19 protein-coding genes and 2 pseudogenes are annotated in these 24,221 nt (G+C 70.2%); 12 read left to right on the top strand and 9 right to left on the bottom strand.

The genetic code is table 11. From position 1 onward, the window contains the following. Positions 1 to 2: 2 nt before the first annotated feature. From OOK07_RS34820 to OOK07_RS34810, 3 genes are all read right to left on the bottom strand, one after another. A complete protein-coding gene (locus OOK07_RS34820) occupies positions 3 to 1,121 on the bottom strand; it encodes a fatty acid desaturase family protein (RefSeq protein ID WP_266800441.1) in 1,119 nt (372 codons plus the stop codon). Between the two features lie 201 nt (positions 1,122 to 1,322). Beyond that, positions 1,323 to 1,592, bottom strand: coding sequence for a hypothetical protein (locus OOK07_RS34815; RefSeq protein WP_266802344.1), 270 nt, complete (start codon positions 1,590 to 1,592; stop codon positions 1,323 to 1,325). A gap of 50 nt (positions 1,593 to 1,642) precedes the next feature. Further along, the gene (locus OOK07_RS34810; RefSeq protein ID WP_266800439.1) at positions 1,643 to 2,536 is read right to left on the bottom strand and encodes a LysR family transcriptional regulator; all 894 of its coding nucleotides are present in this window, start codon (positions 2,534 to 2,536) and stop codon (positions 1,643 to 1,645) included. Positions 2,537 to 2,637: 101 nt separating this feature from the next. On the opposite strand from OOK07_RS34810, the gene OOK07_RS34805 reads away from it, so the two are divergent. Next, positions 2,638 to 3,726 (top strand): alcohol dehydrogenase catalytic domain-containing protein, encoded by a 1,089-nt coding sequence (locus OOK07_RS34805; RefSeq protein ID WP_266800437.1) that lies wholly within the window; start codon positions 2,638 to 2,640, stop codon positions 3,724 to 3,726. Positions 3,727 to 3,766: 40 nt separating this feature from the next. On the opposite strand, the gene OOK07_RS34800 is transcribed toward OOK07_RS34805, so the two are convergent. From OOK07_RS34800 to OOK07_RS34790, 3 genes are all read right to left on the bottom strand, one after another. After that, positions 3,767 to 4,261, bottom strand: coding sequence for a hypothetical protein (locus tag OOK07_RS34800; RefSeq protein WP_266800436.1), 495 nt, complete (start codon positions 4,259 to 4,261; stop codon positions 3,767 to 3,769). Positions 4,262 to 4,851: 590 nt separating this feature from the next. After that, positions 4,852 to 6,135: a hypothetical protein gene (locus tag OOK07_RS34795; RefSeq protein ID WP_266800434.1), complete on the bottom strand. Its 1,284-nt coding sequence runs from the start codon at positions 6,133 to 6,135 to the stop codon at positions 4,852 to 4,854. Positions 6,136 to 6,173: 38 nt separating this feature from the next. After that, a complete protein-coding gene (locus OOK07_RS34790) occupies positions 6,174 to 7,517 on the bottom strand; it encodes a family 43 glycosylhydrolase (protein ID WP_266800432.1) in 1,344 nt (447 codons plus the stop codon). A gap of 295 nt (positions 7,518 to 7,812) precedes the next feature. Here OOK07_RS34790 and OOK07_RS34785 point away from each other — a divergent pair, with 295 nt between their 5' ends. The 5 genes and pseudogenes from OOK07_RS34785 to OOK07_RS43800 all read left to right on the top strand — a co-directional run bounded on the left by OOK07_RS34785 (position 7,813) and on the right by OOK07_RS43800 (position 13,278). After that, positions 7,813 to 9,054 carry an ROK family transcriptional regulator gene (locus tag OOK07_RS34785; protein ID WP_266800430.1) on the top strand — a complete coding sequence of 414 codons (1,242 nt, stop codon included), beginning with the start codon at positions 7,813 to 7,815 and terminating at the stop codon, positions 9,052 to 9,054. 19 nt (positions 9,055 to 9,073) lie between these two features. Then, positions 9,074 to 9,838 (top strand): annotated as a pseudogene (locus OOK07_RS34780) (ABC transporter permease); the annotation flags it as partial. A gap of 514 nt (positions 9,839 to 10,352) precedes the next feature. After that, positions 10,353 to 11,888 (top strand): sulfatase family protein, encoded by a 1,536-nt coding sequence (locus OOK07_RS34775; RefSeq protein ID WP_266802127.1) that lies wholly within the window; start codon positions 10,353 to 10,355, stop codon positions 11,886 to 11,888. Beyond that, positions 11,885 to 12,937 carry a formylglycine-generating enzyme family protein gene (locus tag OOK07_RS34770; protein ID WP_266800429.1) on the top strand — a complete coding sequence of 351 codons (1,053 nt, stop codon included), beginning with the start codon at positions 11,885 to 11,887 and terminating at the stop codon, positions 12,935 to 12,937. Before OOK07_RS34775 ends, OOK07_RS34770 begins: the two co-directional genes overlap by 4 nt. Before the next feature lie 185 nt (positions 12,938 to 13,122). Further along, positions 13,123 to 13,278 (top strand): hypothetical protein, encoded by a 156-nt coding sequence (locus OOK07_RS43800; RefSeq protein WP_266802342.1) that lies wholly within the window; start codon positions 13,123 to 13,125, stop codon positions 13,276 to 13,278. On the opposite strand, the pseudogene OOK07_RS34760 reads toward OOK07_RS43800, so the two are convergent. Both OOK07_RS34760 and OOK07_RS34755 read right to left on the bottom strand, forming a co-directional pair. Next, positions 13,278 to 13,502: pseudogene (locus OOK07_RS34760) on the bottom strand (helix-turn-helix domain-containing protein); the annotation flags it as partial. The gene OOK07_RS43800 and the pseudogene OOK07_RS34760 sit on opposite strands and share 1 nt — an antisense overlap. A 343-nt stretch (positions 13,503 to 13,845) precedes the next feature. Beyond that, entirely contained in the window at positions 13,846 to 14,631 is a 786-nt protein-coding gene (locus OOK07_RS34755) for a helix-turn-helix domain-containing protein (protein WP_266800427.1), read from the bottom strand. A gap of 63 nt (positions 14,632 to 14,694) precedes the next feature. Here OOK07_RS34755 and OOK07_RS34750 point away from each other — a divergent pair, with 63 nt between their 5' ends. The 5 genes from OOK07_RS34750 (at position 14,695) to OOK07_RS34730 (ending at position 21,248) form a co-directional block, all read left to right on the top strand. After that, positions 14,695 to 15,501: an SDR family oxidoreductase gene (locus tag OOK07_RS34750; RefSeq protein ID WP_266800425.1), complete on the top strand. Its 807-nt coding sequence runs from the start codon at positions 14,695 to 14,697 to the stop codon at positions 15,499 to 15,501. 1,339 nt (positions 15,502 to 16,840) lie between these two features. Then, positions 16,841 to 17,680, top strand: coding sequence for a TIM barrel protein (locus OOK07_RS34745; RefSeq protein ID WP_266800423.1), 840 nt, complete (start codon positions 16,841 to 16,843; stop codon positions 17,678 to 17,680). A gap of 168 nt (positions 17,681 to 17,848) precedes the next feature. Further along, positions 17,849 to 18,739 (top strand): 2-hydroxy-3-oxopropionate reductase, encoded by an 891-nt coding sequence (locus OOK07_RS34740; RefSeq protein ID WP_266800421.1) that lies wholly within the window; start codon positions 17,849 to 17,851, stop codon positions 18,737 to 18,739. Between the two features lie 174 nt (positions 18,740 to 18,913). Further along, positions 18,914 to 20,386 (top strand): catalase, encoded by a 1,473-nt coding sequence (locus tag OOK07_RS34735; RefSeq protein WP_266685781.1) that lies wholly within the window; start codon positions 18,914 to 18,916, stop codon positions 20,384 to 20,386. Between the two features lie 619 nt (positions 20,387 to 21,005). Beyond that, positions 21,006 to 21,248: a hypothetical protein gene (locus OOK07_RS34730; RefSeq protein WP_266685780.1), complete on the top strand. Its 243-nt coding sequence runs from the start codon at positions 21,006 to 21,008 to the stop codon at positions 21,246 to 21,248. Positions 21,249 to 21,507: 259 nt separating this feature from the next. On the opposite strand, the gene gcl is transcribed toward OOK07_RS34730, so the two are convergent. Further along, positions 21,508 to 23,292, bottom strand: a complete 1,785-nt coding sequence (gcl, locus tag OOK07_RS34725) for a glyoxylate carboligase (protein ID WP_266685779.1) — start codon at positions 23,290 to 23,292, stop codon at positions 21,508 to 21,510. 185 nt (positions 23,293 to 23,477) lie between these two features. Between gcl and OOK07_RS34720 the strand changes: the two genes are divergently transcribed. Further along, a complete protein-coding gene (locus tag OOK07_RS34720) occupies positions 23,478 to 24,209 on the top strand; it encodes a hypothetical protein (protein ID WP_266685778.1) in 732 nt (243 codons plus the stop codon). Positions 24,210 to 24,221 lie beyond the last annotated feature (12 nt).

The following is a 24,221-nucleotide window of genomic DNA, read 5'->3' as shown; positions in this document are numbered from 1 at the left end:
CCTCATATGTCGGCACGCAGCGGTTCTCCCACTTCGTACATGTGCCGCAGGGCCTGACGGTAGGAGTCGACGAGGTCGGTCTCCGCGTAGGGGATGCCGAGGTCGCGGCAGCGGGCCTTCACCATGGACTGGGCGAGCCTCAGGTGCGGGCGGGGCATGCTGGGGAACAGGTGGTGCTCGATCTGGTAGTTGAGGCCCCCGAGGAACCAGTCGGTGAGGAAGCTGCCCCTGACGTTGCGGGACGTGAGGACCTGGAGCCGCAGGTGTCCCCACTTCTCGCCGTCGGGGTCGGGCATGTCCATCCCCTTGTGGTTGGGCGCGAAGGCCATGCCCAGGTGCAGCCCGAACAGGGCCTGGTGGAGCGCCGCGAAGACGAGTGCGTGCGTGAGCGGCATGGTCGTCAGGAGGAGGGTGACGTACCCGGCGACGTGGGCGACGAGGAGCGTGCCCTCCACCAGTCGTTCGCGGCCGGTCTGACGGCGCAGGTCCTGGAAGCCGTGGAGCTTAAGGGCCAGCCCTTCGAGGAGGGTCAGGGGGAAGAAGAGCCATGCCTGGTGGCGGGTGAGCCAGCCGCGGAACCCCGTGCGGGTGGCGGCCTGCTCGCTGGTGAAGACGAGGACGTCGGCGGCGACGTCGGGGTCCTTGTCCCGGTGGTTGGGGTTCGCGTGGTGGCGGTTGTGCTTGTCGTTCCACCAGGCGTAGCTCATGCCGAGCAGCAGGTTGCCGTGGATGAGCCCGATACGGCGGTTGGTGGCGCGGTTGCCGCTGATCTGGGCATGGCCCGCGTCGTGGCCGATGAACGCCGTGCGGGCACACAGGACGGCGAGGACGGAGGCCAGCGCGACGACCCACCAGGAGCCGCCGATGAGCGCCATGCCGGTGACGATGGCGGCAAGTCCCAGCGCGTTGGTCGCGATGGTACGCGCGTACCAGCCGGGGCGCCGGTCGAGCAGCCCCTGCCCCTTGACGTCACGCAGCAGCGGCGTGAACTCACTGCCCGCGTCCGGTGGGGCTTGTCGCGCGGTGGCGTTCTCGGGGTGCGGCGGAGGCGAGCTTCGCCGTGTGCTGCCGGCACGCGTGGTCACTACGGCGGTGAGCGGCAACGTCCTGAAGCGGCGCATCCATCCGTCTCCCTCTGTCTCGTCCGTGGGAAGACGAGAAGGTAGAGACGCGGTGGGCGCCGGGGCGTCACACCAGGGAGCCAAGACGCGGTGATACCCGGGTAGGGGGTGGGCCAGGTCCGGTCACTGCACGGCACGGGCCGCACCGCCCCCGGTGGGCCCGCCCCGCGAGCAAGGACCTTCCGAAACGACCGCTCTCCCCTACGCCACGATCTCCCCCGCGGCCGCGACGGGCCCCGGCGCCTCGCTCTCCCGCTGCTCGAACTGTGTCCGGTACAGCTCGGTGTAGCGGCCATCGGCCGCCAGGAGCTCGTCGTGGGCGCCGCGCGCTACGATCCGGCCGCTCTCGATCTGCCGGCGGCCGTTCTGCGCGGCCGCGGGGCGCGCGAGGAGTACGTGCAGGGCCGTGACGACGGCGAAGCCGATCGCCGGCACCGTGAAGAACAGGCCGATGGTGACCGCGGTGCCCACCCGTGAGGGGGAAAGCGGTGCGCGCGATCGTGCGCGGCCTTGGCGGCGGTTCAGGCGGTCGAAGTGATCGCTCGGGTGATGGCTGTGATCGCCGGGGTGGGGTGGCCGGGGAGGCGCGCCACGAGCACCCGGCGGATCTCGGGGGGTGCGCCGTCGACGCGCAGCAGGCTCACCCCGGGCGGCAGCACCGGTGAGAGCCGGGACGGCACCGTCGTCACGCCGAAGCCGCCGGCGACCAGATGGAGCTTCGTCAGCCAGTCGCGCGCGGAGTGGATGATGCGCGGCCGTCCGGGCAGGCCGGGCCAGACGCCGAGCAGCGGCTCGGAGCTCGATGACGGGGTGGCGATCCACGCGGTGTCGACCAGATCGTCGACGTGCACCGTGGTGCGTCCGGCGAACTCTCCGGTCGACGGCACCGCCACGACCAGTTCGGTGTCCGCGACGGTCTCGACGTGCAGGCGCGGCGAGTCGCCGTCGAAGGGCCGGTGGGGTGGGCGGGACGTCAGCACGGCGAGGTCGAGTGAGCCGGCGCGCAGCGCCCGGATCAGAGTGGGCGTGGTGCCCTCGCTGGTGGTGACCGTGATCTGCGGGTCGGCCGCCGCGAGGTGTGCGAGTGCGGCGGGCAGGAGCGCCGCGCCCGCGCTCAGGAGCACTCCGAGCCGCACCGGTTCGGTGCGCGGGGCGGTGCCAGTGAGCTCACGCTCGGCCTCTGCGAGTGAGGCCAGGACCGTGTGGGCGTGCCGCAGCAGGGTCAAGCCGGAGGGGGTGAGCCGTACCCCGTCCGGGCGGCGTTCGAACAGGGTGGTGCCCACGCTGCGTTCGAGGGCTGCGGCCTGGCGTGAGACGGCCGACTGCGTGTAGCCGAGTCGGGCAGCTGCCGCGGTGAAGCTGCCGGACTCGGCGATCTGGCGCAGGACCCGCAGTCCCGTGCTGGAGATGTCCATGCGACATACGCATACCATGAATGCCAGATCATCGCTTCCCGCATGCCCACCCGGCTCCTAGTGTCGATCCCACGAACACGGACGAACACGGAGGTCATCACGTGCGAGCAGCAGTTCTGACGCAGTTCGGCGCCCCGCTCACGGTGCGGGAGGTGCCCGATCCCGAGGCCCGGGGTGGTGAGGTGGTGGTCGAGGTCCTCGCCGCCAGCGTGGCGCCGTACGCGGCTGAGGTCTTCGGCGGCAAGCGGAACTACCCCCTTGTCCCTCCTGTCGTGCCCGGTGTCGGCGGCGTGGGGCGGATCATCCACGTCGGCCCGGACGCCACCCGGCTGCGCGTCGGCGACCTGGTGTGGTGCGACTCGACGGTGCGCTCGCGGGACGACGCCCTGACGCCCGACATCACGCTCCAGGGCTGGAGCTCGCGCGGCGAGGGCGGCGCGCGGCTTGCCCGGTACGTGCACGACGGTTCGTTCGCCGAGCTCATGCGGGTCCCGACGGAGAACGTCTTCCCGCTGCCCACCGTGGCAGGGGACGATCCGGCCCGCTGGGCCGCACTCACCGTGCACGCCATCTCCTACGGCGGGCTGCTGGCAGGCGAGCTCGCAGCCGGCGAGACGCTGCTCGTCAGCGGGGCCACCGGCAATCTCGGCAGCAGCGCGGTCGCGGTTGCGCTCGCGATGGGAGCGGGCCGCGTGGTCGCCCCGGGCCGCAATCAGGCCGCGCTCGACCTCCTCGCCGACCGGTTCGGTCCGCGTCTGCGCCCGGTCCCGCTTACCGGAGACGAGGCCACCGACCGCGCGGCGATGTCCGCGGCGGCCGACGGTCCGATCGACATGGTGATCGACTTGCTCCCGCCGAGCGCACCCAGCTCGGCGTCGCGCGCGGCGGCCATGACCGTCCGCGAGTACGGCCGCGTCGTCCTCATGGGCGGCGTCGGCATGCTCGGTGGCGACGACCTCGCACTCCCGTACCCATGGATCATGCGTAACTCGATCACCGTGCGCGGGCAGTGGATGTACCCGCGCTCAGCCAACGTCGGCATCATCCGGCTCCTCGCTTCGGGCACCCTGGATCTCGCCCCCGAACGAGTCCGGTCGTTCGGCCTCGAGGCGGTCAACGACGCCATCACGTACGCCGCCGTGCACGGTGGCCCGTTCGACCGCACCAGCCTCACCCCACCGGCTGGCTGACAAGGCCCACTGATCCCCACCACCCGCACGACCGCCATTCTTACGAGCACAGGCGACATCGCGCCCCGCCGCCCTCGCGATCAACGCATCGCCCACTGCGCCCCGCTCGACGGAACGCTTCGGCAGAACACCGCCCCGGTGACCGCCTCAGACAGGTCCGCCCGACGCCGCCATGAGCGCCCTCGGTCGGGTGAATCTGCCGCCTGCGCTGAACCCCGATCTGCTGGACGCGCATGCCGCTGCCGCGGCCGAGGAGAAGGTTCGCGAGGCGGCTCGCCTGTGGGCTCAGGCCGCGGATCGGTGGCAGTGATTGCCCCCCGAAGCGTGTGCCGTCGGGAACGTAAGCCTCGTACAGGCTGTCGCCTTTGCGGTGGCCCAGCCTACTGGCCTGCAGCAGTCGTGCCTGCTTGGCGACTTCCTGGCCGTCATCCTTGTCGTACGACGCCAAGAACCCGGCCCCGCCGGCCATGGCGGTGCCGCCGTGGCCGGCATCGCCCCGCCAGCCGGTGCTGGGACGGTACTTCGCGCCGGTCACGTCCTTTCCGGACGAGCCAGCCCTTCCGTCCTGGCCAGCCTGCCCGGCTGCTCCGCCCCCTCCCCCGCCACCGGCCATCCCGGGGCAGTGGCGGGCACCTCCGCCCCCGCCTCCTCCTCCGCCACCGCTGCCACCGGCCCCGCCCGCACCCCGGACCAGGATGGTGACCAGCCCGCTCTCTGGCAGGTCCGTCAGGCCGCGACTGGGCCTATCGATCACTCTCAACACCGTGGTGATCTCGTCCGTGTCCGACGCCCGGGCGGGACCACCCGCGGCCACCGGCACCAGCGCACCGACACGGCCAGCGCACAACCGGCCCCCGTGAACGGCCGAAACGCTCTGATCCTTTGCATCACGCCTCCTCGACGATCTTGTCCAGGAGCGTGCCCAGCCCTCACCGCGCACCCGCACCCAACCCCGTTGTCGGGAACGGCGGTTGTCGTGAAGGTTCTCACCCGCTGGATGGACCTGCTGGATGGACCTGCTGGAGGCCATGGTCGAGGTCGTGGATTGTGCCGAGGAGTGGCTGGTCGTGACGGGCAGCCGGTCACGGGAGAAGTCGTATCTGGCCGCCCCGCGGCCCCGGGTGTTCAGGCCCCGCTGGAAGTGCCCTGGAGGGCGCGGAACGCGTCGAAGAACGCCGGGTTGTGCGCCAGGTCGCCGTTCGCGGAAGGCTGGGCGACGAGGTTGGCGTACAGGCTGTTCAGAAGCCACGGCGCCTTCGTCGGCCTGATGTCGCTGACCATGGCGGGCTGCTGGAGCGCGCCGTAGGTCGCCACGGCCAGCCGTTCCGTGGCGCGGAACTGCCGCACCTGGTTGGTCAGGTAGTCCTTGCGGGATGTGAACCACGGGCTGTTCATCAGCAGATCGCGCCACCGCTGCTGCGAGACGGGGCTCGCGACAGCATCTCGTACTGCCTCCCACACCATGGTGTCGGTCGGCACCCCGTAGCAGTCGGCGTAGGCAGCGGGTACCGAGTCGCTCCAATGCTGCTTCCACCAGTGGACCAGGGAGAACTCGGTGGCCAGGAAACGCTGTTCAGGGCGGATCCGCGGCAGCACGTAGCGCGTATACGCCCTGGCCTGTTCGATGGCCGCGACATGCGGGTGAATGTCCACACCCTCGAGCTCGGGAGTGGCCTTGACGTGTGCCAGCCAAGCGTCGACGGCAGGGGTGCGCCAGGCGGGGTCCTCGAGGCGGTTGAGGGCGCCCATGTACAGGCGGGTGCGGCATCCGGACGCACAGCGCTTCTTCCGCTCGGCGATCACGTGCGCCGCAACGGCCCGGTAGAAGGGGTTCAGGAGGGTGGCGCGATCCTCGTCACGCGTTTCGAGGAACGGCTCGTTGCCGATGACCAGGATGTCGGCCTTGTCCAGCACGGCGCCCAGCGCCATGTCGACGCGGGCGAGTTCCTTGTCCATCGCGCTGGTGCCCGGCCGCGGGAGAGGCGTGGTCCGGTGGGGGAACTTCAGTGACAGTACGGTGCCATGGCCGGAGCCGGCGAACGACAACAGGGCCCTGATCGCAGGTTGCCGGGGTGCCTCCACACAGTCCAGTTCGGGCATCGCGACGAAGCCACGCACCCACCTGGTGCGCAGGTCGTTCAGCACCGAGGCGGTCATGCCGCGCGGCTCCTCGTTGAAGTTCGCGCCGAGCACGCCGTCCGGGGCCGCAGGACGCGTCCGGTGCCCGGCGCGGCTGCCCGAACCGCCGGCATCGCTGCCTCCGGAGCCGCCGGGTCCGGCTCCGGCTCCATCCGATCGGCACCCCGCGAGCAGCAGAGCGCCACCGCCGGCGAGGCCGAGAAGCCTCCGGCGGCTGGGGCTCGGACGATCCGCCCGGCCCTCGGTGTTCTGCACATCTCGTTCCAGCACGTATGTCACCCCATTCTCATAGGTCTTGAGCCGCACGGTCAGCCGTCGGCCGGTTGGTTCTGCCTGCGCCGGACGTAGAGGCGATCGCCCTTCGGTCCCGTCCACTCCAGGCGGACGACGCCCGGGACGGCGGCGTTCGCGATGCGGGACGGATTTGACCAGTACCCGGCGGCCGGGTTGCGGAAGAACGTGGCCCAGAGGCCACCCGCGTGGTCGGCGAAGAAGTTGTTGTGGCCCGCGCCGACGCCCGCGGTCCACCTCCGGGAGTACGGGCCCTCGAAGCGGTCGGCGACGGCGACGACCGCGTCGTACTGGCATTGCGTGCGGCCGGTGCCCGGCCGGTCGTAGGCGTGGCGCGTGCTGCCGTCCGAGGCGACGGACGAGCGGTTCCACGCGGCGTGGAGGAGGTAATACTTGCCGCCGTGCTTGAAGACGTACGCGCCTTCGAGGTACGGCTCCGGAGAGTAGGGCGACTGCCGGAACTCCGGGAGGTCCGTGGTGGGGACGATGTCCTCCATGTCGTCACGGAACTTGGCGTACAGGTTGTTGTGCAGCACGAGCCAGGCGTCGTGGCCCTCGGCGTAGATGCTGCCGTCGATGTGGTGGTACGCGCCGGGCTCGATGAACGGCGGCCCGCCGGTGAGCGATTCACCGAACGGCTTGTCGAGGTTGCCCTCGGCGAGCCGGTACGGGCCCGCGACCCCGCCCTCGCTCACCAGCAGGAACGAGCCGACCTTGCGGGAGTGGTCACCCATGCACGCGACGATGTACCAGCGGCCCCGGACGTGGTGCACCTCCGGTGCCCACACCTCGCCGCGCTTGCCGAACTCGTCGTCGTGCCAGTATTGCTGCCAGGGGGCGACGACCGTGCGCCCGGGCCGGTTCTCGCCCACGAACTCGGGCGACCACACCTTGCCCTTGGCGGCGCCCGGGCGGATTTTGGTCGTGTCGGCCAGCCGCCACGGTCCGGGCAGCGACCGGGCCACCCACACGAAGATGCCGTCGTTCCACGGGGCGGCCGCGTCGAGGCCCGGCGCCCGGGTGGTGCCCGTGGCGACGTAGAGCGGACTGCCCCCGACGACGAAGCAGTTGACGTAGGTGTCCCGCATCCAGACCACGCCGCGCTCCTTGTCCTGGGGGCGCAGTTCGAGCGGGAGGACGAAGGAGTTGTCGTCGCGCGGCCAGAGGTCGGGGCGGGTGTCGGCGAGGCCGTACGGTTCGGGGTCGGGCCAGTTCGCCGGGTATGCCGCGGCTTGTACGCGTCGCGTCGCCGGGTCCGCCTGTACGGAGGTCGTGGGCAGCGCCGCGGCCACTCCCAGGGTGCCGGCACCTGCCAGCAGGGCTCGCCGGCCGATGGGCGGCCGGTTCGTGCTGTTGGTCATCAGCCATGTCCTCCCTCGTCGGGCCGCCCCGGGGGACGGCACAACGCACAGGATGCGAACGGCCGCTGGATTTCGTCAACTACCCGGAAAATTAATCCGGATCGGGTGTTCCGGGGAGCGGTTTCGGCCGGGGCGACACCAAAGGTCGCGCGTCACCGAAGCGTTATAACCCCGAGCGGCGGCGTAGATCCTTCAAGTAATCCCAGGTCACGGTGGTTCAGGTCGGCCATCCCTGGAGGGTGAGGGCCGCGACGTTATTTCATCCGACTCATTGACGAAAATATTCGGCGCTCACATGCTGTCCGGCATGCACCCACACGACGGTCCGCTGACACGGCTCCGGCGCAGCCATGAGCACTCCGTTCTCGAGTTGCTCCGCAAGTACGGTCCGCTGAGCCGTGCCGAGTTGGGCACCCGCAGCGGGCTGTCCCGCACCACGCTCTACGACATAGTCGCCGGCCTGGTGACCAGTGGTGCGGTGGTCGTCGGCACGCCGTACGTCGAGGCGCGCAAGCGGGGGCGCCCGGTGGAGAAGCTCAGCCTCAACCCGGCCTCCGGGGAGGCCGTGGGCCTCGACTTCGCGCGCCGTGCCGTGCATGTCGCCGCGGTCAACCTCGCCCATGAAGTGGTCGGTTCGGCCAGCGAGGGGCATGCGGCGGACCTGTCCTGGCCCGAGCGGGTGGACATCGCCGTACGACTGCTCGACTCGCTGACGACCGGTGCGCCTGGGGAATCGGGGGCCGACGGCTCGGGGCGGGCACAGGCCGTCCACCTCGGCGCGCTCCGTGCGATCGGCGTCGGTGTGGTCGGTCCGACCACCGACCCCGGCAGCGAGAGCGCCCACGCGCAGGGCATCGACGGTCTGCCGGACCTGCTGCGCAAGCGGTTCGGGGTGCCGGTGCTGCTCGACAACAACACCCGCCTCGCCGCGCTCGCCGAAGCGGTGTGGGGCGCGGCGGCGGACAGCAGCGACGTGCTCTACCTGAGGCTGTCGCACGGTGTGGGCGGCGGCCTGGTCGTGGGCGGCGCGCTGCACCGGGGCAGGCACGGACTGTCCGCCGAGTTCGGGCACATCACCGTGGACCCGGCCGGTGAGCGGTGCGAGTGCGGCAAGACCGGCTGCCTGGAGACCCTCGCCTCACTCGATGCGGTACTGCGCCGCTACCGGGCGGCGGGCGGCAGGGCGGACAGCCCCGCACAGTTCCTGGACGCTGCAACGGCGGCCGACCCACCCGCCCTTGAGGTCCTTGGCCGCGTCGGCAGTGAGGTCGGCGGCGTACTGGCCGCGATCTGTCACGCCGTCGGCCCGGGAGTCATCGTCGTCGGCGGCGAGCTGGCGCAGGCCGGCGCCGCCCTGCTCGAACCGGTTGAACGGGCTTTGCGGCAGCACCTGATGCCGCTGGCCCGCGATCACGTGGACGTACGGCGCGCCACGCTCGGCGAGGTCGGCAGCGCCCTGGGCGGCATCGCCCTCGTACTCCATGAAACCCCCCTGCTCACCCACTACCCGCAGCCCGTCTCCGAGGAGAACGCATGAGGCCACCAGTGAGGAACCCATGGCTGTGATCACCCCTCTCGACAAGACCGCTGCTGCCGCTGCGCAGCGGCAGCAGCAGCAACCGCGTCGTACCGTCCGACCACTTGTCCTGGGCGGCCTGGCGCTCTCGGCGGGTGCCGCCGTGTGGGCCGTCGTGGCCGCGCTTGGACTGGTCGAGAACCTGCCCACGCCGGCGGCAGTGGTGCGCAAGGCGGGCACCATGATCGCCGACGGCACGCTGGCGTCCGATACGTTCGCCAGCCTGCGCCGGGTCTTCATCGGCTACGCCCTCGGCGTGGTCGTGGCGGTCCCGGTCGGCTTCCTCATGGGCTGGTACCCGGTGGTGCGCGCCGTGGTCGAGCCGTACATCCAGTTCTTCCGCACCATCCCGCCGCTGGCACTGATCCCGCTGGCCGTGGTGCTGCTCGGCATCGGTGAGGTGCCGAAGATCGCCGTGATCGCTCTGGCCTCGTTCATGGCCTGTGCCGTGGCCTCCTTTCAGGGCGTCGTCGACGTGGACAGGACTCTGATCAACGCCGCCCGGGTGCTGGGCGCCCCGGACCGCGTCATCTTCGCCAAGGTGGTCGTGCCGGCGTCCACCCCGTTCATCCTCGTCGGTATGCGGATCGGCCTCGGCGCGTCCTGGGCCACCGTGGTCGCCGCCGAACTCATCGGAGCGCAGGAGGGATTGGGCTACCGGATGCAGAAGGCGGCCACCTGGTTCGACATGGACGCGATCTTCGTATCGCTGATCACTATCGGAGTGCTTGGGCTCGTCATGGATCCGGCCATCGACACCATCAAGAAGAAGGTGCCGGACCTGGTGGAGGTCGCCAGCACCAAGGACAACGGGGATTCCTTTCCCACCGCGTTCGTCGCCGGCAACAAGGTGCCGGAAGACAAGAACAGCAAGGTGGTCAAGGTGCTGCAGCAGGCGAACGACTGGCGCCAGGAACACCCGGAGGAGACCATCGCGCTCACCGCGAAGCTGCTGGAGGTCTCCGAAGCCCAGACGAAGGCCGACGCCTCCCACGTCCAGACCCTCTCCACCGCAGACCTGGTCGCCAAGACGAAGAGCGGTGAAGTGGACAAGTGGCTGAAGACACTTGGCGACTTCTTCGTACGCAACAAGCAGCTGGACGAGAACCCCGATCCGGGTGAGTACTACGCGGGCGAGCTCTACGAGAAGGCGCAGGGCCAGTAGGCAGGGAAAGCGTCCTGCGGGACGGCGCCCTTACTGCTCGCCCGGCAATTCGATACGCCCGTACGACTCGAAAGGCACCGCCGTGCGCCACAACATGCTCTTCCTGATGACCGACCAGCACCGCGTCGACACCCTCGGTGCCTACGGCAACCCGCACGTGCGCACCCCCAATCTGGACCGCCTCGCCGCGCAGGGCACCCGCTTCGACAGCTGCTACACGCCGACCGCCATCTGCACTCCGGCCCGGGCCAGCCTGCTGACCGGCGCGGCACCCTTCCGGCACAAGCTGCTCGCCAACTACGAGCGCAACGTGGGGTACTTGGAGGACCTGGCCGACGGCCAGTTCACCTTCGCCGGGCAACTCCGCAGCGAGGGCTACAACCTGGGCCTCCTGGGCAAGTGGCACGGCGGCGTCCGGCGCACCGCCGCCGACTACGGCTTCCAGGGCCCGGACCTCGCCGGCTGGCACAACCCCGTCGATCACCCCGACTACCTGGCCTACCTCAAGGAGAACGGCCTTCCCGAGTACGCCATCAGCGGCCGGATACGCGGCACGACCCCCAACGGCAGCCCCGGCAACCTCCTCGCGGCCCGGCTGCACCAGCCCGTCGAGGCCACCTTCGAGTACTACCTGGCGACCCGCACCATCGAGATGCTCCACCGCTTCGCCGGGATGGAGCAGGCCGGAGAGGGCACCCCGTTCTTCCTCGCCACCCACTTCTTCGGCCCGCACCTGCCGTACATCCTCCCCGACGAGTACTTCGACCTGTACGACCCGGACTTGGTGGAGCTACCCGCCTCCATCGGCGAGACCTTCGCTGACAAGCCACCGGTGCAGAGCAACTACAGCAAGCTGTGGGCGTTCGACACCATGCCGATCGAGGACAGCCGCAAACTCATCGCCGTCTACTGGGGGTACGTCACGCTCATCGACGAGCAGATCGGCCGCATCCTCGACGCCGTACGGGAGGTGGGCCTCGACGAGCGCACCGCGGTGTGCTTCACCGCCGACCACGGCGAGTTCACCGGCGCCCACCGGCTGCACGACAAGGGCCCCGCCATGTACGAGGACATCTACCGCATCCCCGGGCTGCTGCGGGTGCCGGGCGCCGTACCCGGCCAGGTGCGCGAGGAGTTCGTCTCCCTCACCGACTACACGGCGACCATCCTGGAACTCGCCGGCAGCGACCCCGCCCCGGCCGTCGACAGCCGCAGCCTGCTGCCCCTTGCCCGCGGCGCACGGCCGGCCTGGGACGAGCATCACCTGGCCGAGTACCACGGCCACCACTTCCCGTACCCGCAGCGCATGCTGCGCACCCGGCGCCACAAGCTGGTCGTCAACCCCGAGTCGCGCAATGAGCTGTACGATCTGCAGACCGACCCGGACGAGCTCCTCAACCGCTACGACCACCCCGAACTCCGGTACGTACGCACACAGTTGATGCACCGCCTGTACCGCCTGCTACGGGACCGCGGCGACAACTTCTTCCACTGGATGACACCCATGTACGACGTGCCGACCGACCACGACACCACCCTGTCGTCGTTCGAGACGAAGAAGGCCGGCGGCGCGGGCTCCTCGACGCCCGCCGGTACGGATGCCTCGACGCCGGTCGGCGGCACGCGATGAGCAGCCCACCGAGCGCAGGCCGGGCCCATCCCTCCTGCTGCTCTCCCTCCCGCTTCGGCGCCGCTGCCGTCGACGCGGGGCCGGTCGCCCTCGCGCTCACGCGGCCCGCCGCCCGCACCCGGTCGCTCGGCTACGACACCCGCGTCGCCCTGCCCGGCGGAACCTTCCGTATGGGCACCGAGGACGCGGACGCGAACCACGGCGACCAGGAGGGCCCCGTCCGTGAGGTGGCCGTGGAAGCGTTGGTCATCGACGCCTACGCCGTGACCACCGCCCGCTTCGCCGCCTTCGTCGCGGACACCGGGCACCGCACCGAGGCCGAGCGCCACGGCTGGAGCTACGTCTTCGCCCGGTTCCTGCCAGGCGACTTGAGACGCATCTCCCCCCGCCCCGACGCCACCCCGTGGTGGTGCGGCGTGCAGGGAGCCACCTGGCGCACCCCGGAGGGACCCGGCAGCGACCTCGAAGGCCGCTGGGACCATCCCGTCACCCACGTCGGATGGTCCGACGCCAAGGCGTTCGCCGAGTGGGCCGGCGGACAGCTGCCCACCGAAACCGAGTGGGAGTACGCCGCCCGCGGCGGCCTCGACCAGGCCCGCTACCCATGGGGCGACGAACTCACCCCCGACGGCGGGCACCGCTGCAACATCTGGCAGGGCACCTTCCCCACCAAGAACACCGCCGAGGACGGCTACACCGGCACCGCGCCCGTCCACGCCTTCCCGCCGAACGCCTACGGTCTCCACAACGTCTCCGGAAACGTGTGGGAGTGGTGCGCCGACCCGTGGGACACCAAGTCCCCGGAGCTGCGCGTCATGCGCGGAGGCTCATACCTGTGCCACGACTCGTACTGCAACCGCTATCGCGTCGCCGCCCGCACGGCCAACACCGCCGACAGCACGACGGGCAACCTCGGCTTCCGGGTCGCCTACCCCACCGGCGGAACCGCCCGCCACCACCAGCCCCCAAGGAATGAAGACGGCCGCCCTCCCGTGAACGAGAGAACGGCCTCCGACCCGCAAAAAGCTGGTCGGGACGACAGGATTTGAACCTGCGACCCCTTGACCTGTCGGCGGCGGGTGAACCGGGTCGGGTGGCCCGGGGGAATCGCACCCCCGGGCTCCCACAGATCCGTACGTGACAGTCGAAGGCGACCCCGGGGAACTCCCGGGCGAGCCATATCGAGGGTCTGACCGTGCGCTATGGGCGTCGAACCCCCCATCTCGGGAACCTGTTGAGTGCGATCTCGGTGGCTCTGCCCGGTCGCGCCGGCGAGCGGCTGGCGGCCCTGCTGCCAGCGCCGGTCAGCCGGACCACGCTGCTGGGACTGACCATGGCCCTGCCCGATCCACCCGCCGGGACACCGCGGGTACTGGGGGTCGACGAGTGACAGACCAGGCCCTTCTCATTGAATGCGAGGATCACGTCCCGGACCGTGTCCTCGTCGACCTGGACCAGCTGGGCAATCACGGGCACCCGGTTCCCGCCGGCCGAAGCCAGCAGCATCATCGCCCGCCCGTATCGCACCGTGCTGGTGCTGCCCCGGCGCACGATCTGCTGCAGCTTCTGCCCTTCCTGGTCGGTCAGTCTGCGCACACGGACGGGCTCGGCCACCGCGCCTCCAGCGGTCGGAACGGATGTCACCGCACATCCAACCGCCACGACCACCGACCCGGCGAACCTATGCGGTCACAGCACTAGACAGAGCAGGAGCGCCGACAGGCGCAAGGTGCGAAGGTGCGGGCCGCCGCCAGAGCGCTGTCGGCGGCCCGCCGATACTGAGCCGAAGCACAGGAGTTGTCATCGGTAGAGCCGGGTGAGCTGGCGTATGGGAGCGGCCGAGGCAGTCTGGTTGTCACAAACGAGGCACCCGACTTGTCACGAGAACTCATTCAACAGGCCTTCTGCCACCAGAACGACGGTCGGGATTCGCTGGCCAACGCAGACGCCTGGCGCGTCACGGAAGAAGCGCCAGGGCCGCTTCGGACGGACTCCCGGCCGTCGCCTGGTACACGATGATCACCTGTTGCTCCGCGCCGCCGACGGTGAGCGCCTGCCTTCGTAGGGCGAGGCTGCCGACGACCGGGTGCGCGAAGCGCTTGAGTTCGTCACGGGCGGGCCGCGTCTCGTGCCGCATCCACAGACGACGGAACTCCTCGTCCGTCTCCAGCTCGGCGACCAGGCGGACGGTTTTGGGGTCGCGTGGGTCGGCTTCGGCGCGCAGGGCCGCTGCGGTCTGCGCGGCTACCTCCGCCCAGTCGGGGAAGAGCGGGCGGGACGCCGGGTCGAGGAACACCGCTCGGACCAGGTTGCTCCCGGGCTCGTACATCGGGGCGAGCGCACGGGCCTGCTTGTTCGCCGCCAGCACGTCGAAGCACCGGTCGCGGACGTACGCAGGGCGGTCCGCCCACGCGTCGAGCAGCCGGTGCACGTCCGCGGAGACTTCGGTTCTCGATGGCGGCGCGGGGCCGGGGCCGGCAAGGGCGAGCAGGTGTGCCGAGGCGTCGGCGTCCAGCTCCAGCGCCCGTGCAAGAGAGCGCAGCACCTGGGGCGAGGGGTGCCGGTCGACGCCTTGTTCGAGCCGGACCAGGTACGGCTCGCTGATTCCGGCGAGCCGGGCCAGTTCCTCCCGGCGTAGCCCCGCCACCCGGCGTCGTCCGGTGGCGGGTACTGCCACGTCCGCCGGAGCGACCCGTCCGCGCCGGGCCTTGACGAAATTTCCCAGAAGGTTGTCGGCCGCCATGGTGCGAGGGTAACCCTGCGGGGGTGCTGGCTGCCGATGCGCAGACGGCGCAGGCTCGATGTCATGAAGACCTGGTTCATCACCGGCGCGTCCCGCGGCTTCGGCCGTATCTGGGCCGAAGCCGCTCTCGACCGGGGCGACCGCGTCGCCGCCACCGCACGCGATCCCGAGACCCTGCGGCCCCTCCTGGACGCCCACGGGGACGACATCCTCCCGCTCCGCCTCGACGTGACCGACCGCACCGCCGCGACCGCCGTGGTGCGGCAGGCCGCGGAAGCCTTCGGCCGCCTCGACGTGATCGTCAACAACGCGGGCTACGGCCTGTTCGGCATGGTCGAGGAAACCACCGAGGAACAGGCTCGCGCCCAGCTCGACACCAACCTGTTCGGCCCTCTGTGGGTGACGCAGGCGGCCCTGCCGTACCTGCGGGCCCAGGGCAGCGGTCACATTCTGCAGGTCTCCAGCCTCGGTGGCCTCGCCGCCTTCCCCACGCTCGGGTTGTACAACGCCTCCAAGTGGGCCCTGGAGGGGATGAGCGAGGCCTTGGCCCAGGAGATCGCTCCGTTTGGGATCAACGTGACCCTGGTCGAACCCGGCCCCTACGGCACCGACTGGTCGGGCGCCTCCGCGGTGCACACCGAGCCGCTCCCCGCCTACGAACCCGTCCGAGCCGCGCGCCGGGCTGGTGCATCCGCCCGCACGCCCCAGGACGCGCGAGCCACCGCCGCCGCCGTCCTCGAACTCGTCGACACCCAAGCACCACCCCTGCGGCTCTTCCTCGGCACCTACCCCTATCCGGTTGTCGAGGCGGCCTATCGAAAGCGACTCGACACGTGGAACGACTGGCGGTACCTCGCGTCCCGGGCGTGACCTGCACACAGCACTCCGCGGCGTCCAGGGTCTCCGCGGCATCACCTGCCGCACGCTGTCGCCGGCGCCGGGTGCCGGACGCCTCGACGGTAGCCGGAGCACCTGCCCACGTCGGCGTGGCGATGTCACCAGCAACCGCGTGCAGCATCTGGTCGAACAGCACCTTTCGGCGACGACGCCCTATCGCAGTGATGACGTCGGAGCCCACCAGCAGATCGGCCACACCCTTGTCACCGAGGCGTCCGGGGAGCACCGCCCGGGCGATGTCGATGACGTGTTCGTCGGGTACATCGGCCGAGTCCAGCCAGGCGGCCAGGGACGCCTGGGCCTGAACGGCTGTGGCCTCGTGGCGCCAGGCCGCGCGCCAGCCTCGTACGAACAGCTGGTCTTCCGGCGTCGCGTCGGAACTCACACTCAGTTCGGCTGCCAGGGACAATGCGATGGAGTCCTCGCCGGTCAGATCGGTGAGGGCGAGGAATGCCGTCGCTCCGGCTCGGCGCATGACCAGGTCCTCGCTCTGCGCCCACTCCACGATCTCGCCCAGCACAAGGACACGGCGCTCCGGTGTACTGGCCAGCACGCGGATGGCTTCGGCGACCGCGGCAGCGCCCCGCTGATCCTCTCGGGAAGCCAGGAGCCTGAGCCGGGTGAGTGCCACCCACGGGTACATCCGGCCGAGTTCTCCGCCGCAGACCTTCGCGATGGCCTGCGCGAGAGCCTCGCTGGTGTTCCTCTGCCCGGCCCAGTCGTAGACGTACTTGCGGACGGCCGCACCGATGACAGGGCGGATCGTCACGCTCTCCAGCACGCCGACGGCGAGCCGGCGGTGGGTCTTGCTTTCCGTCGCCGTCCACTTGGTGACGATCTGGAGGACAGATCGTCCGGTCGGACGCGAAGACCCGCCAGAGCCGTCGCCGGAGCCGGTGGAACAGGACCCACGAGTGTGGTCGGGCCGACGGTTAGGAAGTACCACGGGGTGGTGAAGGCGGCCGCGCCCGCAGCCTCCGTCGCCTCGGCGTCACCGGACAGGGGCACGGTCCTGCTCTTCGTCCACCAGGTCACGCAGAGCGCCCAGGTATCCGGTTCCCGCCTGGATCTGAACCGGGTACGGATGACGATGAGCCGCCCGTCCGAAGGCGGGAAGGTGAGCGCAGTGGACGCACTCCGATCAGCCGCTTGTACCTGCCCCCGCGCATTCCGCGCGGGGGCGTTTTTTGTGCCGCCGCCCTTGACAGCCCTCCCCCACCCCGGGCAATCTTCCATTAAGCAGAAACAAAGTTCCGCGATACGGAATATCTCCGAACAGCCGGAGTCACCACGGAAGGGAGCGCCGACCCCCATGGGATTCGACGACCAGCGCTTCAACGTCAACCTGTCGATCCTCTTCACGGAACTCCCGCTCCTGGAGCGCCCCGCGGCCGCCGCCGCCGCGGGCTTCAGCGCGGTCGAGCTGTGGTGGCCCTGGGTCGGCTCCCCCACCCCGGAGCCGTCCGAGCTCGACGCCCTGAAGAAGGCGATCGAGGACGCGGGCGTCCAGCTCACCGGCCTGAACTTCTACGCCGGCCGGCTCCCCGGCCCGGACCGCGGCGCCCTGTCGATCCCCGGCGAGGAGTCGCAGAGGTTCCGCGCCAACATCGACGTGGCCGCCGACTTCGCCCAGTCGCTCGGCACCACGGCGCTCAACGCGCTGTACGGCAACCGCGTCGAAGGCGTGGACCCGGCCGAGCAGGACGCGCTGGCCCTGGAGAACCTGGCCCTGGCCGCCCGGGCCGCCGACCGGATCGGCGCGGTCCTGCTGATCGAGACCCTCAACAAGCCGGAGTCGCCGCTGTACCCGCTCGTGTCCGCCCCGGCCGGCATCGGCATCGTCGAGAAGGTCAACGCTGCGACGGGGCTCGGCAACGCGAAGTTCCTCATGGACCTGTACCACCTGTCCATGAACGGCGAAGACCTCCCGTCGGTGATCGAGCGGTACGCGGCACAGACGGGTCACGTGCAGATCGCGGACAACCCGGGCCGCGGGGCGCCGGGCACGGGCTCGCTCCCGCTGGAGGAACTCCTCGACCAGTTGAAGAAGGCCGGTTACGAGGGCTGGGTCGGCCTGGAGTACAAGCCGGGCGACCGCCCCAGCGCGGAGGCCTTCGGCTGGCTGCCGGTGGAGCACCGCGCCGCTCGCTGACGGGGCCGTCGGCCGGGAGCTGCCACCCTCCCCCGGACCCCCGATTTCGGCCTGAACGGCCTCGTCCTCAAATTCCGGACGGGCTGGATTTCGCCGCCCGGCGCCAAGAAGTGCCTTCCGGCCTCAATTCACAGACGTAGCAGAGCAGTTCAGAGAGGTACCCCCATCATGAGCACCCTCCCCAAGATCGCCTGGATAGGCCTCGGCATCATGGGCTCCCCCATGTCCGAGAACCTGATCAAGGCGGGTTACGACGTCACCGGCTTCACGCTGGAGCAGGACAAGCTGGACCGCCTGGCCGCCGCCGGCGGCAGCGTGGCCGGGTCCATCGCCGAGGCCGTGCGGGACGCCGACGTGATCATCACGATGGTGCCGGCGTCGCCTCAGGTCGAGGCGATCTCGTACGGCCCCGACGGCATCCTGGAGAACGCGCGCTCCGGTGCGCTGCTGATCGACATGTCGTCCATCACGCCGCAGACCTCGGTCGACCTCGCGAAGGCCGCCAAGGACAAGGGCGTCCGCGTACTGGACGCCCCCGTGTCCGGCGGTGAGGCCGGCGCCGTCGAGGCCGTACTGTCGATCATGGTCGGCGGCGAGCAGGCCGACTTCGACCTGGCGAAGCCGATCCTCGAAGCGCTCGGCAAGACCATCGTGCTGTGCGGTCCGCACGGCTCGGGTCAGACCGTGAAGGCCGCCAACCAGCTGATCGTCGCCGTGAACATCCAGGCGTGCGCCGAGGCTGTGGTCTTCCTGGAGAAGTCGGGCGTGGACCTGAAGGCAGCACTGGACGTTCTCAACGGCGGCCTCGCGGGATCGACCGTGCTGACGCGCAAGAAGGACAACTTCCTCGGCCGCGACTTCAAGCCCGGCTTCCGCATCGACCTGCACCACAAGGACATGGGGATCGTCACCGACGCCGCCCGCAACGTCGGGGCCGCGCTGCCGGTCGGCGCCATGGTCGCCCAGCTGGTCGCCAGCCTCCGCACACAGGGCGACGGCGGCCTGGACCACTCGGCGCTGCTGCGGGCCGTCGAGCGCCTCTCCGGCGCCCAGGTCTGATCCAGGCGCACAAAGCTTCCGGGCGGCGCCGCCGCTGACATCTGTCCTGTCGCGCCCAGGCGGTGGCGTCGCCCGGAAACCACTTCAACAAACTGTTGACGCTCCACATGTTCCAAACCTAGGCTCCACGAAGCGGAAACAGTTTTCCGCTGACGCCCGCACGGAAGGTCCACGATGTCGAAGCGCGTACTCACGGCGAGAACTCTCACCACGGAGTCCGGCGCCCCGGTCGCCGACAACCAGAACTCAGCCTCCGCCGGCATCGGCGGCCCGCTCCTCCTCCAGGACCAGCATCTCCTGGAGAAGCTGGCGCGCTTCAACCGTGAGCGCATCCCGGAGCGCGTGGTGCACGCCCGCGGCTCCGGCGCCTACGGCTACTTCGAGGTGACGGACGACGTCGCCGGGTTCACCCACGCCGACTTCCTGAGCGCCGTGGGCAAGCGAACCGAGGTCTTCCTGCGCTTCTCGACCGTGGCCGACTCGCTCGGCGGCGCGGACGCCGTCCGCGACCCGCGCGGCTTCGCGGTCAAGTTCTATACGGAAGAGGGCAATTACGACCTCGTCGGGAACAACACCCCGGTCTTCTTCATCAAGGACCCGCTCAAGTTCCCGGACTTCATCCACTCGCAGAAGCGCGACCCCTTCACGGGCCGCCAGGAGCCGGACAACGTCTGGGACTTCTGGGCGCACACCCCCGAGGCCACGCACCAGGTGACCTGGCTGATGGGCGACCGCGGCATCCCGGCGTCGTACCGCCACATGAACGGCTACGGCTCGCACACCTACCAGTGGACGAACGCCGACGGCGAGGCCTTCTTCGTCAAGTACCACTTCAAGACGAACCAGGGCGTCCGCAGCCTGTCCGCCGAGCAGGCCGCCGAGATCGTGGGCAAGGACGCGAACTCCCACCAGACGGACCTGCTGCAGGCGATCGAGCGGGGCGTGAACCCGTCCTGGACGCTGTACGTGCAGGTCATGCCCGCGGTGGAGGCGGCCGACTACCGCTTCAACCCCTTCGACCTCACCAAGGTGTGGCCGCACCGGGACTTCCCGCTCCAGCGCGTCGGCCGGCTGGTCCTCGACCGCAATCCGGACAACGTCTTCGCCGAGGTCGAACAGGCAGCGTTCTCCCCGAACAACTTCGTCCCGGGCATCGGCCCTTCGCCGGACAAGATGCTCCAGGGCCGGCTCTTCGCCTACGCGGACGCCCACCGCTACCGCCTGGGCGTCAACCACACGCAGCTGGCCGTGAACGCGCCCAGGGCGACGGTCGCCAGCAACTACGGCCGCGACGGCCTCATGGCGACCAACTCCCAGGGCCGCGCGGCGAAGAACTACGAGCCGAACTCGTACGACGGCCCGGTGGAGACCGGCCGCCCCCTGGCGGCCCCGCTGGCGCTGACCGGCCATTCGGGCACCCACGAGGCCCCGCTGCACACCAAGGACGACGACTTCTTCCAGGCGGGCGAGCTGTACCGCCTGATGTCGGCCCAGGAGAAGTCCCGCCTGATCGCGAACATCGCGGGCAGCCTCTCGCAGGTCTCCCGCGACGACGTGATCGAGAAGAACCTGGCCCACTTCCACGCCGCCGACCCGGAGTACGGCAGGCGTGTGGAGGAGGCGGTCCGCGCCCTGCGCGAGGACTGAGCCTCGACTCAAGCCGCCCGTAACGGCGTTGGACCCGGATGAGGGGTGGTCCGGCGACGTTCGGGCAGGACCGGGACCGCGGCGGCGTGCGAGCCAGTGCGGTGGTGAAGGTTCCGGGGCGCCCTTCTCGACCTGAGGGAAGGACGCCACCGGTTCCCATCGCATCCGCCGCGGTCCCAGCCACCCAGACTCCGTCCGGCGGCGCGAACGTCCTGTCGCGCCCAGCCTCGCACCGCCGGACGGCCAGCATCCCGAGCGCTCCCTACACCGGATCCTCTCCGGCGAGGGAGCGCTCGGCGTTGTCGGCTGCGCAGGATCCGCTCCAGCCACAGCATGGTCTCGGCTCTGCCTCGCGGAATGACGTAGCGTCCGGGGCGGTCCTCGGGGGACTCCAGGAAAAGCGCGTCCTCGCCCCGCGCCAGGAAACGTTCGGGGAACTCCTCGATTCCGGCCTCCGGACGTTCGGCCAGGAACTCCCGCCCGCTGTCGAAGATCCATTGGTGCATCGCCTTCATCGTGCTGCCGACGAAGCCCGAATGCGGCATACGGCGCCTTGTGTCCGCGGGGGTCTGACACCACCCTGGGTGCGCATGCGCCGCTCCCGCAGGACGCTGAAGGTATGACACATCCACCAGCGGAGCATCCGCACATCGTGGTGCACTCGCCGGCCCTGGACGGCTCCCGGCGGGTGACGGAAGGTGACGAGACCCTGGGTGTCGCCACCCATGCGGACGACGTCGGCGAGATCCTGAGGCTGGCCGACCTCTACGTCACCGACGTGGAGGGCAGCGACCTCATCGAGTGGCAGGGCGGGGGGCCGGACGACTGGCCGGGACTGTCGGAACACCACGAGGGGCCGTGAACGCGTGGGTACACCCGGAGACGTAGGACGTCTACGCAAACCTCAAATCCAGCTCTGAACATGGTTCAAGAGGCTTCGGCCGCGCCCACCCGCGGGCATATTCACGTCACATGGGGCCCGCCGACACGGGGGCGGCGGGCTCCATGACGGGGGAAACGGGGGGATCGCACGGGGGAAACGGGGGACGGCTCCTGGGAGCCGGCATGCGAAAGGGGCGGTCCGACCGGCAGGCCGGACCGCCCCTCAGTTGTCGGCCGGGTCAGGCCTTCAGCGTCCTGATCGACGTCGGGGCGTGCCCCGGCTCGGTCGCGAGCTCCTCGAACTCGACGACGTTTCCGATGTCGTTCGTCTTCGACATCGCGATGTTGGTGACCCGCTCCAGGATCGCCTCGACGACGACCGGCACCTGGAACTCGGCGGCGAGCTTCTTGGCCTGCTCCAGCGCCGCGCCCAGCTCGTTCGGGTCGGTCACCCGGATCGCCTTGCAGCCCAGACCCTCGACGACCTTGACGTGGTCCACGCCGTAGACGCCCAGCTCCGGGGAGTTGATGTTCTCGAACTCCAGATTGACCTGGAAGTTGATGTCCAGGCCGATCTGCGCCTGGCGGATCAGGCCCAGGTAGGCGTTGTTCACCAGGACGTGGACGTACGGGATCTTGTGCTGCGCCCCGACCGCCAGCTCCTCGATCATGAACTGGAAGTCGTAGTCGCCGGAGAGCGCGACCACCTGCGCCTCGGGGTCGGCCTTGGCGACGCCCAGGGCGGCCGGGACGGTCCAGCCGAGGGGGCCGGCCTGGCCGCAGTTGATCCAGTGGCGCGGCTTGAAGACGTGCAGCATCTGGGCGCCGGCGATCTGCGAGAGGCCGATGGTGGAGACGTACCGGGTCTCGGGGCCGAAGACCTTGTTCATCTCCTCGTAGACGCGCTGCGGCTTGATCGGGATGTCGTCGAAGTGCGTACGGCGCTGGAGAGTTGCCTTCCTCTCCTGTGCCGAGGCGGCCCACGCGGAGCGGTCGGGCAGCCGGCCCGCCGCCTTCAGCTCCCGTGCCACCTCGACGAACAGCTCCAGCGCCGCCTTGGCGTCCGACGCGATGCCGTAGTCGGGGGCGAAGATCCTGCCGATCTGGGTGGGCTCGATGTCGACGTGGACGAACGTGCGGCCGGCCGTGTAGACGTCCAGCTTGCCGGTGTGACGGTTGGCCCAGCGGTTGCCGATGCCGAGGACGAAGTCGGACTCCAGGAAGGTCGCGTTGCCGTAGCGGTGCGAGGTCTGCAGGCCGACCATGCCGGCGTTCAGCTCATGGTCGTCGGGCAGGACGCCCCAGCCCATGAGGGTCGGGACGACCGGGGTTGTGGTCAACTCGGCCAACTCGACGAGGAGTTCGGCCGCGTCGGCGTTGATGACACCGCCTCCGGCGACGATCAGCGGCCGCTCGGACTGGTTGAGGAGGCCGATCGCCTTCTCGATCTGGGCGCGGGTCGCGGCCGGCTTGTAGACCGGGAGGGGCGCGTACGTCTCCGGGTCGAACTCGATCTCGGTGAGCTGGACGTCGATCGGCAGGTCGATCAGGACCGGGCCGGGGCGGCCGGAGCGCATGAGGTGGAAGGCCTGCTGGAAGACGCCGGGGACCTGGGCGGCCTCCAGCACCGTGAGCGCCATCTTCGTGACCGGCTTGGCGATCGAGGCGATGTCGACGGCCTGGAAGTCCTCTTTGTGGATCACGGCGGTCGGGGCCTGGCCCGTGATGCACAGGATCGGGATGGAGTCGCCGATGGCGGAGTACAGCCCGGTGATCATGTCGGTGCCGGCCGGTCCGGAGGTGCCGACGCAGACACCGATGTTGCCCGGGTGGGTCCTCGTGTACCCCTCGGCCATGTGCGAGGCACCCTCGACATGACGGGCGAGGGTGTGGTGGACGCCGCCGGAGGCCTTGAGCGCCGCGTAGAAGGGGTTGATCGCCGCGCCGGGCACACCGAAGGCGTTGGTGACGCCCTCGCGCTTGAGGATCTCAACTGCCGCGCGGGCAGCGGTCATACGTGCCATCGAGTTCTCCTGCTTCGGCTGTCGGATTCGCACTCCCGTCGCGCCCCGCGGTGAGCTCTTCCGTATCCTTCTCCCGCCCTGCGCTATTCCACATTGCGGAAACTAATTTCTACGATCTGGAAGTAATGTAGGTCGGCGGGTGAAGGCCGTCAAGAGACGGACAAGCGGGGGTCCGCTGGGGGACGATGAGGGCCATGTCCGAGAGCGTCTCGGTGCGCTGCCCGGCCTGCCGGCGCGAGCACCTCTATGTGGCGCCGTCGTATCCGTGCGAGTGCGGGGCACCCGTCGCCCCGCCGCTCGACCGGCACGGAAGCGCGACGCCCGTCACCCACCGCGCCTGGGCGGAGGACTGGGTCACGCTGCGGTGCGGCTCCTGCGGCCGCCGGGGCCAGTGGCCGCGACCCGAGCTGGGCTGCCCGTGCGGGACGGTGCTGCGGATCGGGGTGGCCGGTCAGACCCCCGCGCCGGACACGGGCGGCGAGTCGGCGGGCGCGGCCGACGCCGGCACCAGGGCCGCCGCCCGCCCGGCGAAGCTGCGCCGCCCCTTCCAGCCGGTCACCATCCGCACCGCCCGGGACGCGGTGACGGCCGCCGCCGTGTATCTGCGCTGGCTCGGCTACCGGGACATCCGCCGCGCCGACCAGCGGCCCACGTCCGGCATCGGCATCGCCGCCCGCGGTCTGCTGGCCCAGGTCGACCCGACGGCGCGCCCGGCCTCGCTGCGGGACGTGGAATGCCTGTGGCTGACAGCCATGACGGAGTCGTCGGGCTGCGTCTACTTCTCCCTCGCGGGCTACGCCGACGACGCCCGCGCCCGCGCCGACACCCTCGGCGTCCCCCTCTTCGTCCTCGATCTCACGGGGACACCACAGCCGGTGAACGAGCCCGCCGACGCACTGGACGCCGCGGGTGCCTGAGGCAAGGTCTCA

This window comes from Streptomyces sp. NBC_00078 (assembly GCF_026343335.1).
Classification (GTDB): Bacteria; Actinomycetota; Actinomycetes; order Streptomycetales; family Streptomycetaceae; genus Streptomyces.
Note: the sequence above shows the minus strand (reverse complement) of the source record. Positions and strands in the feature narration are given on the sequence as shown.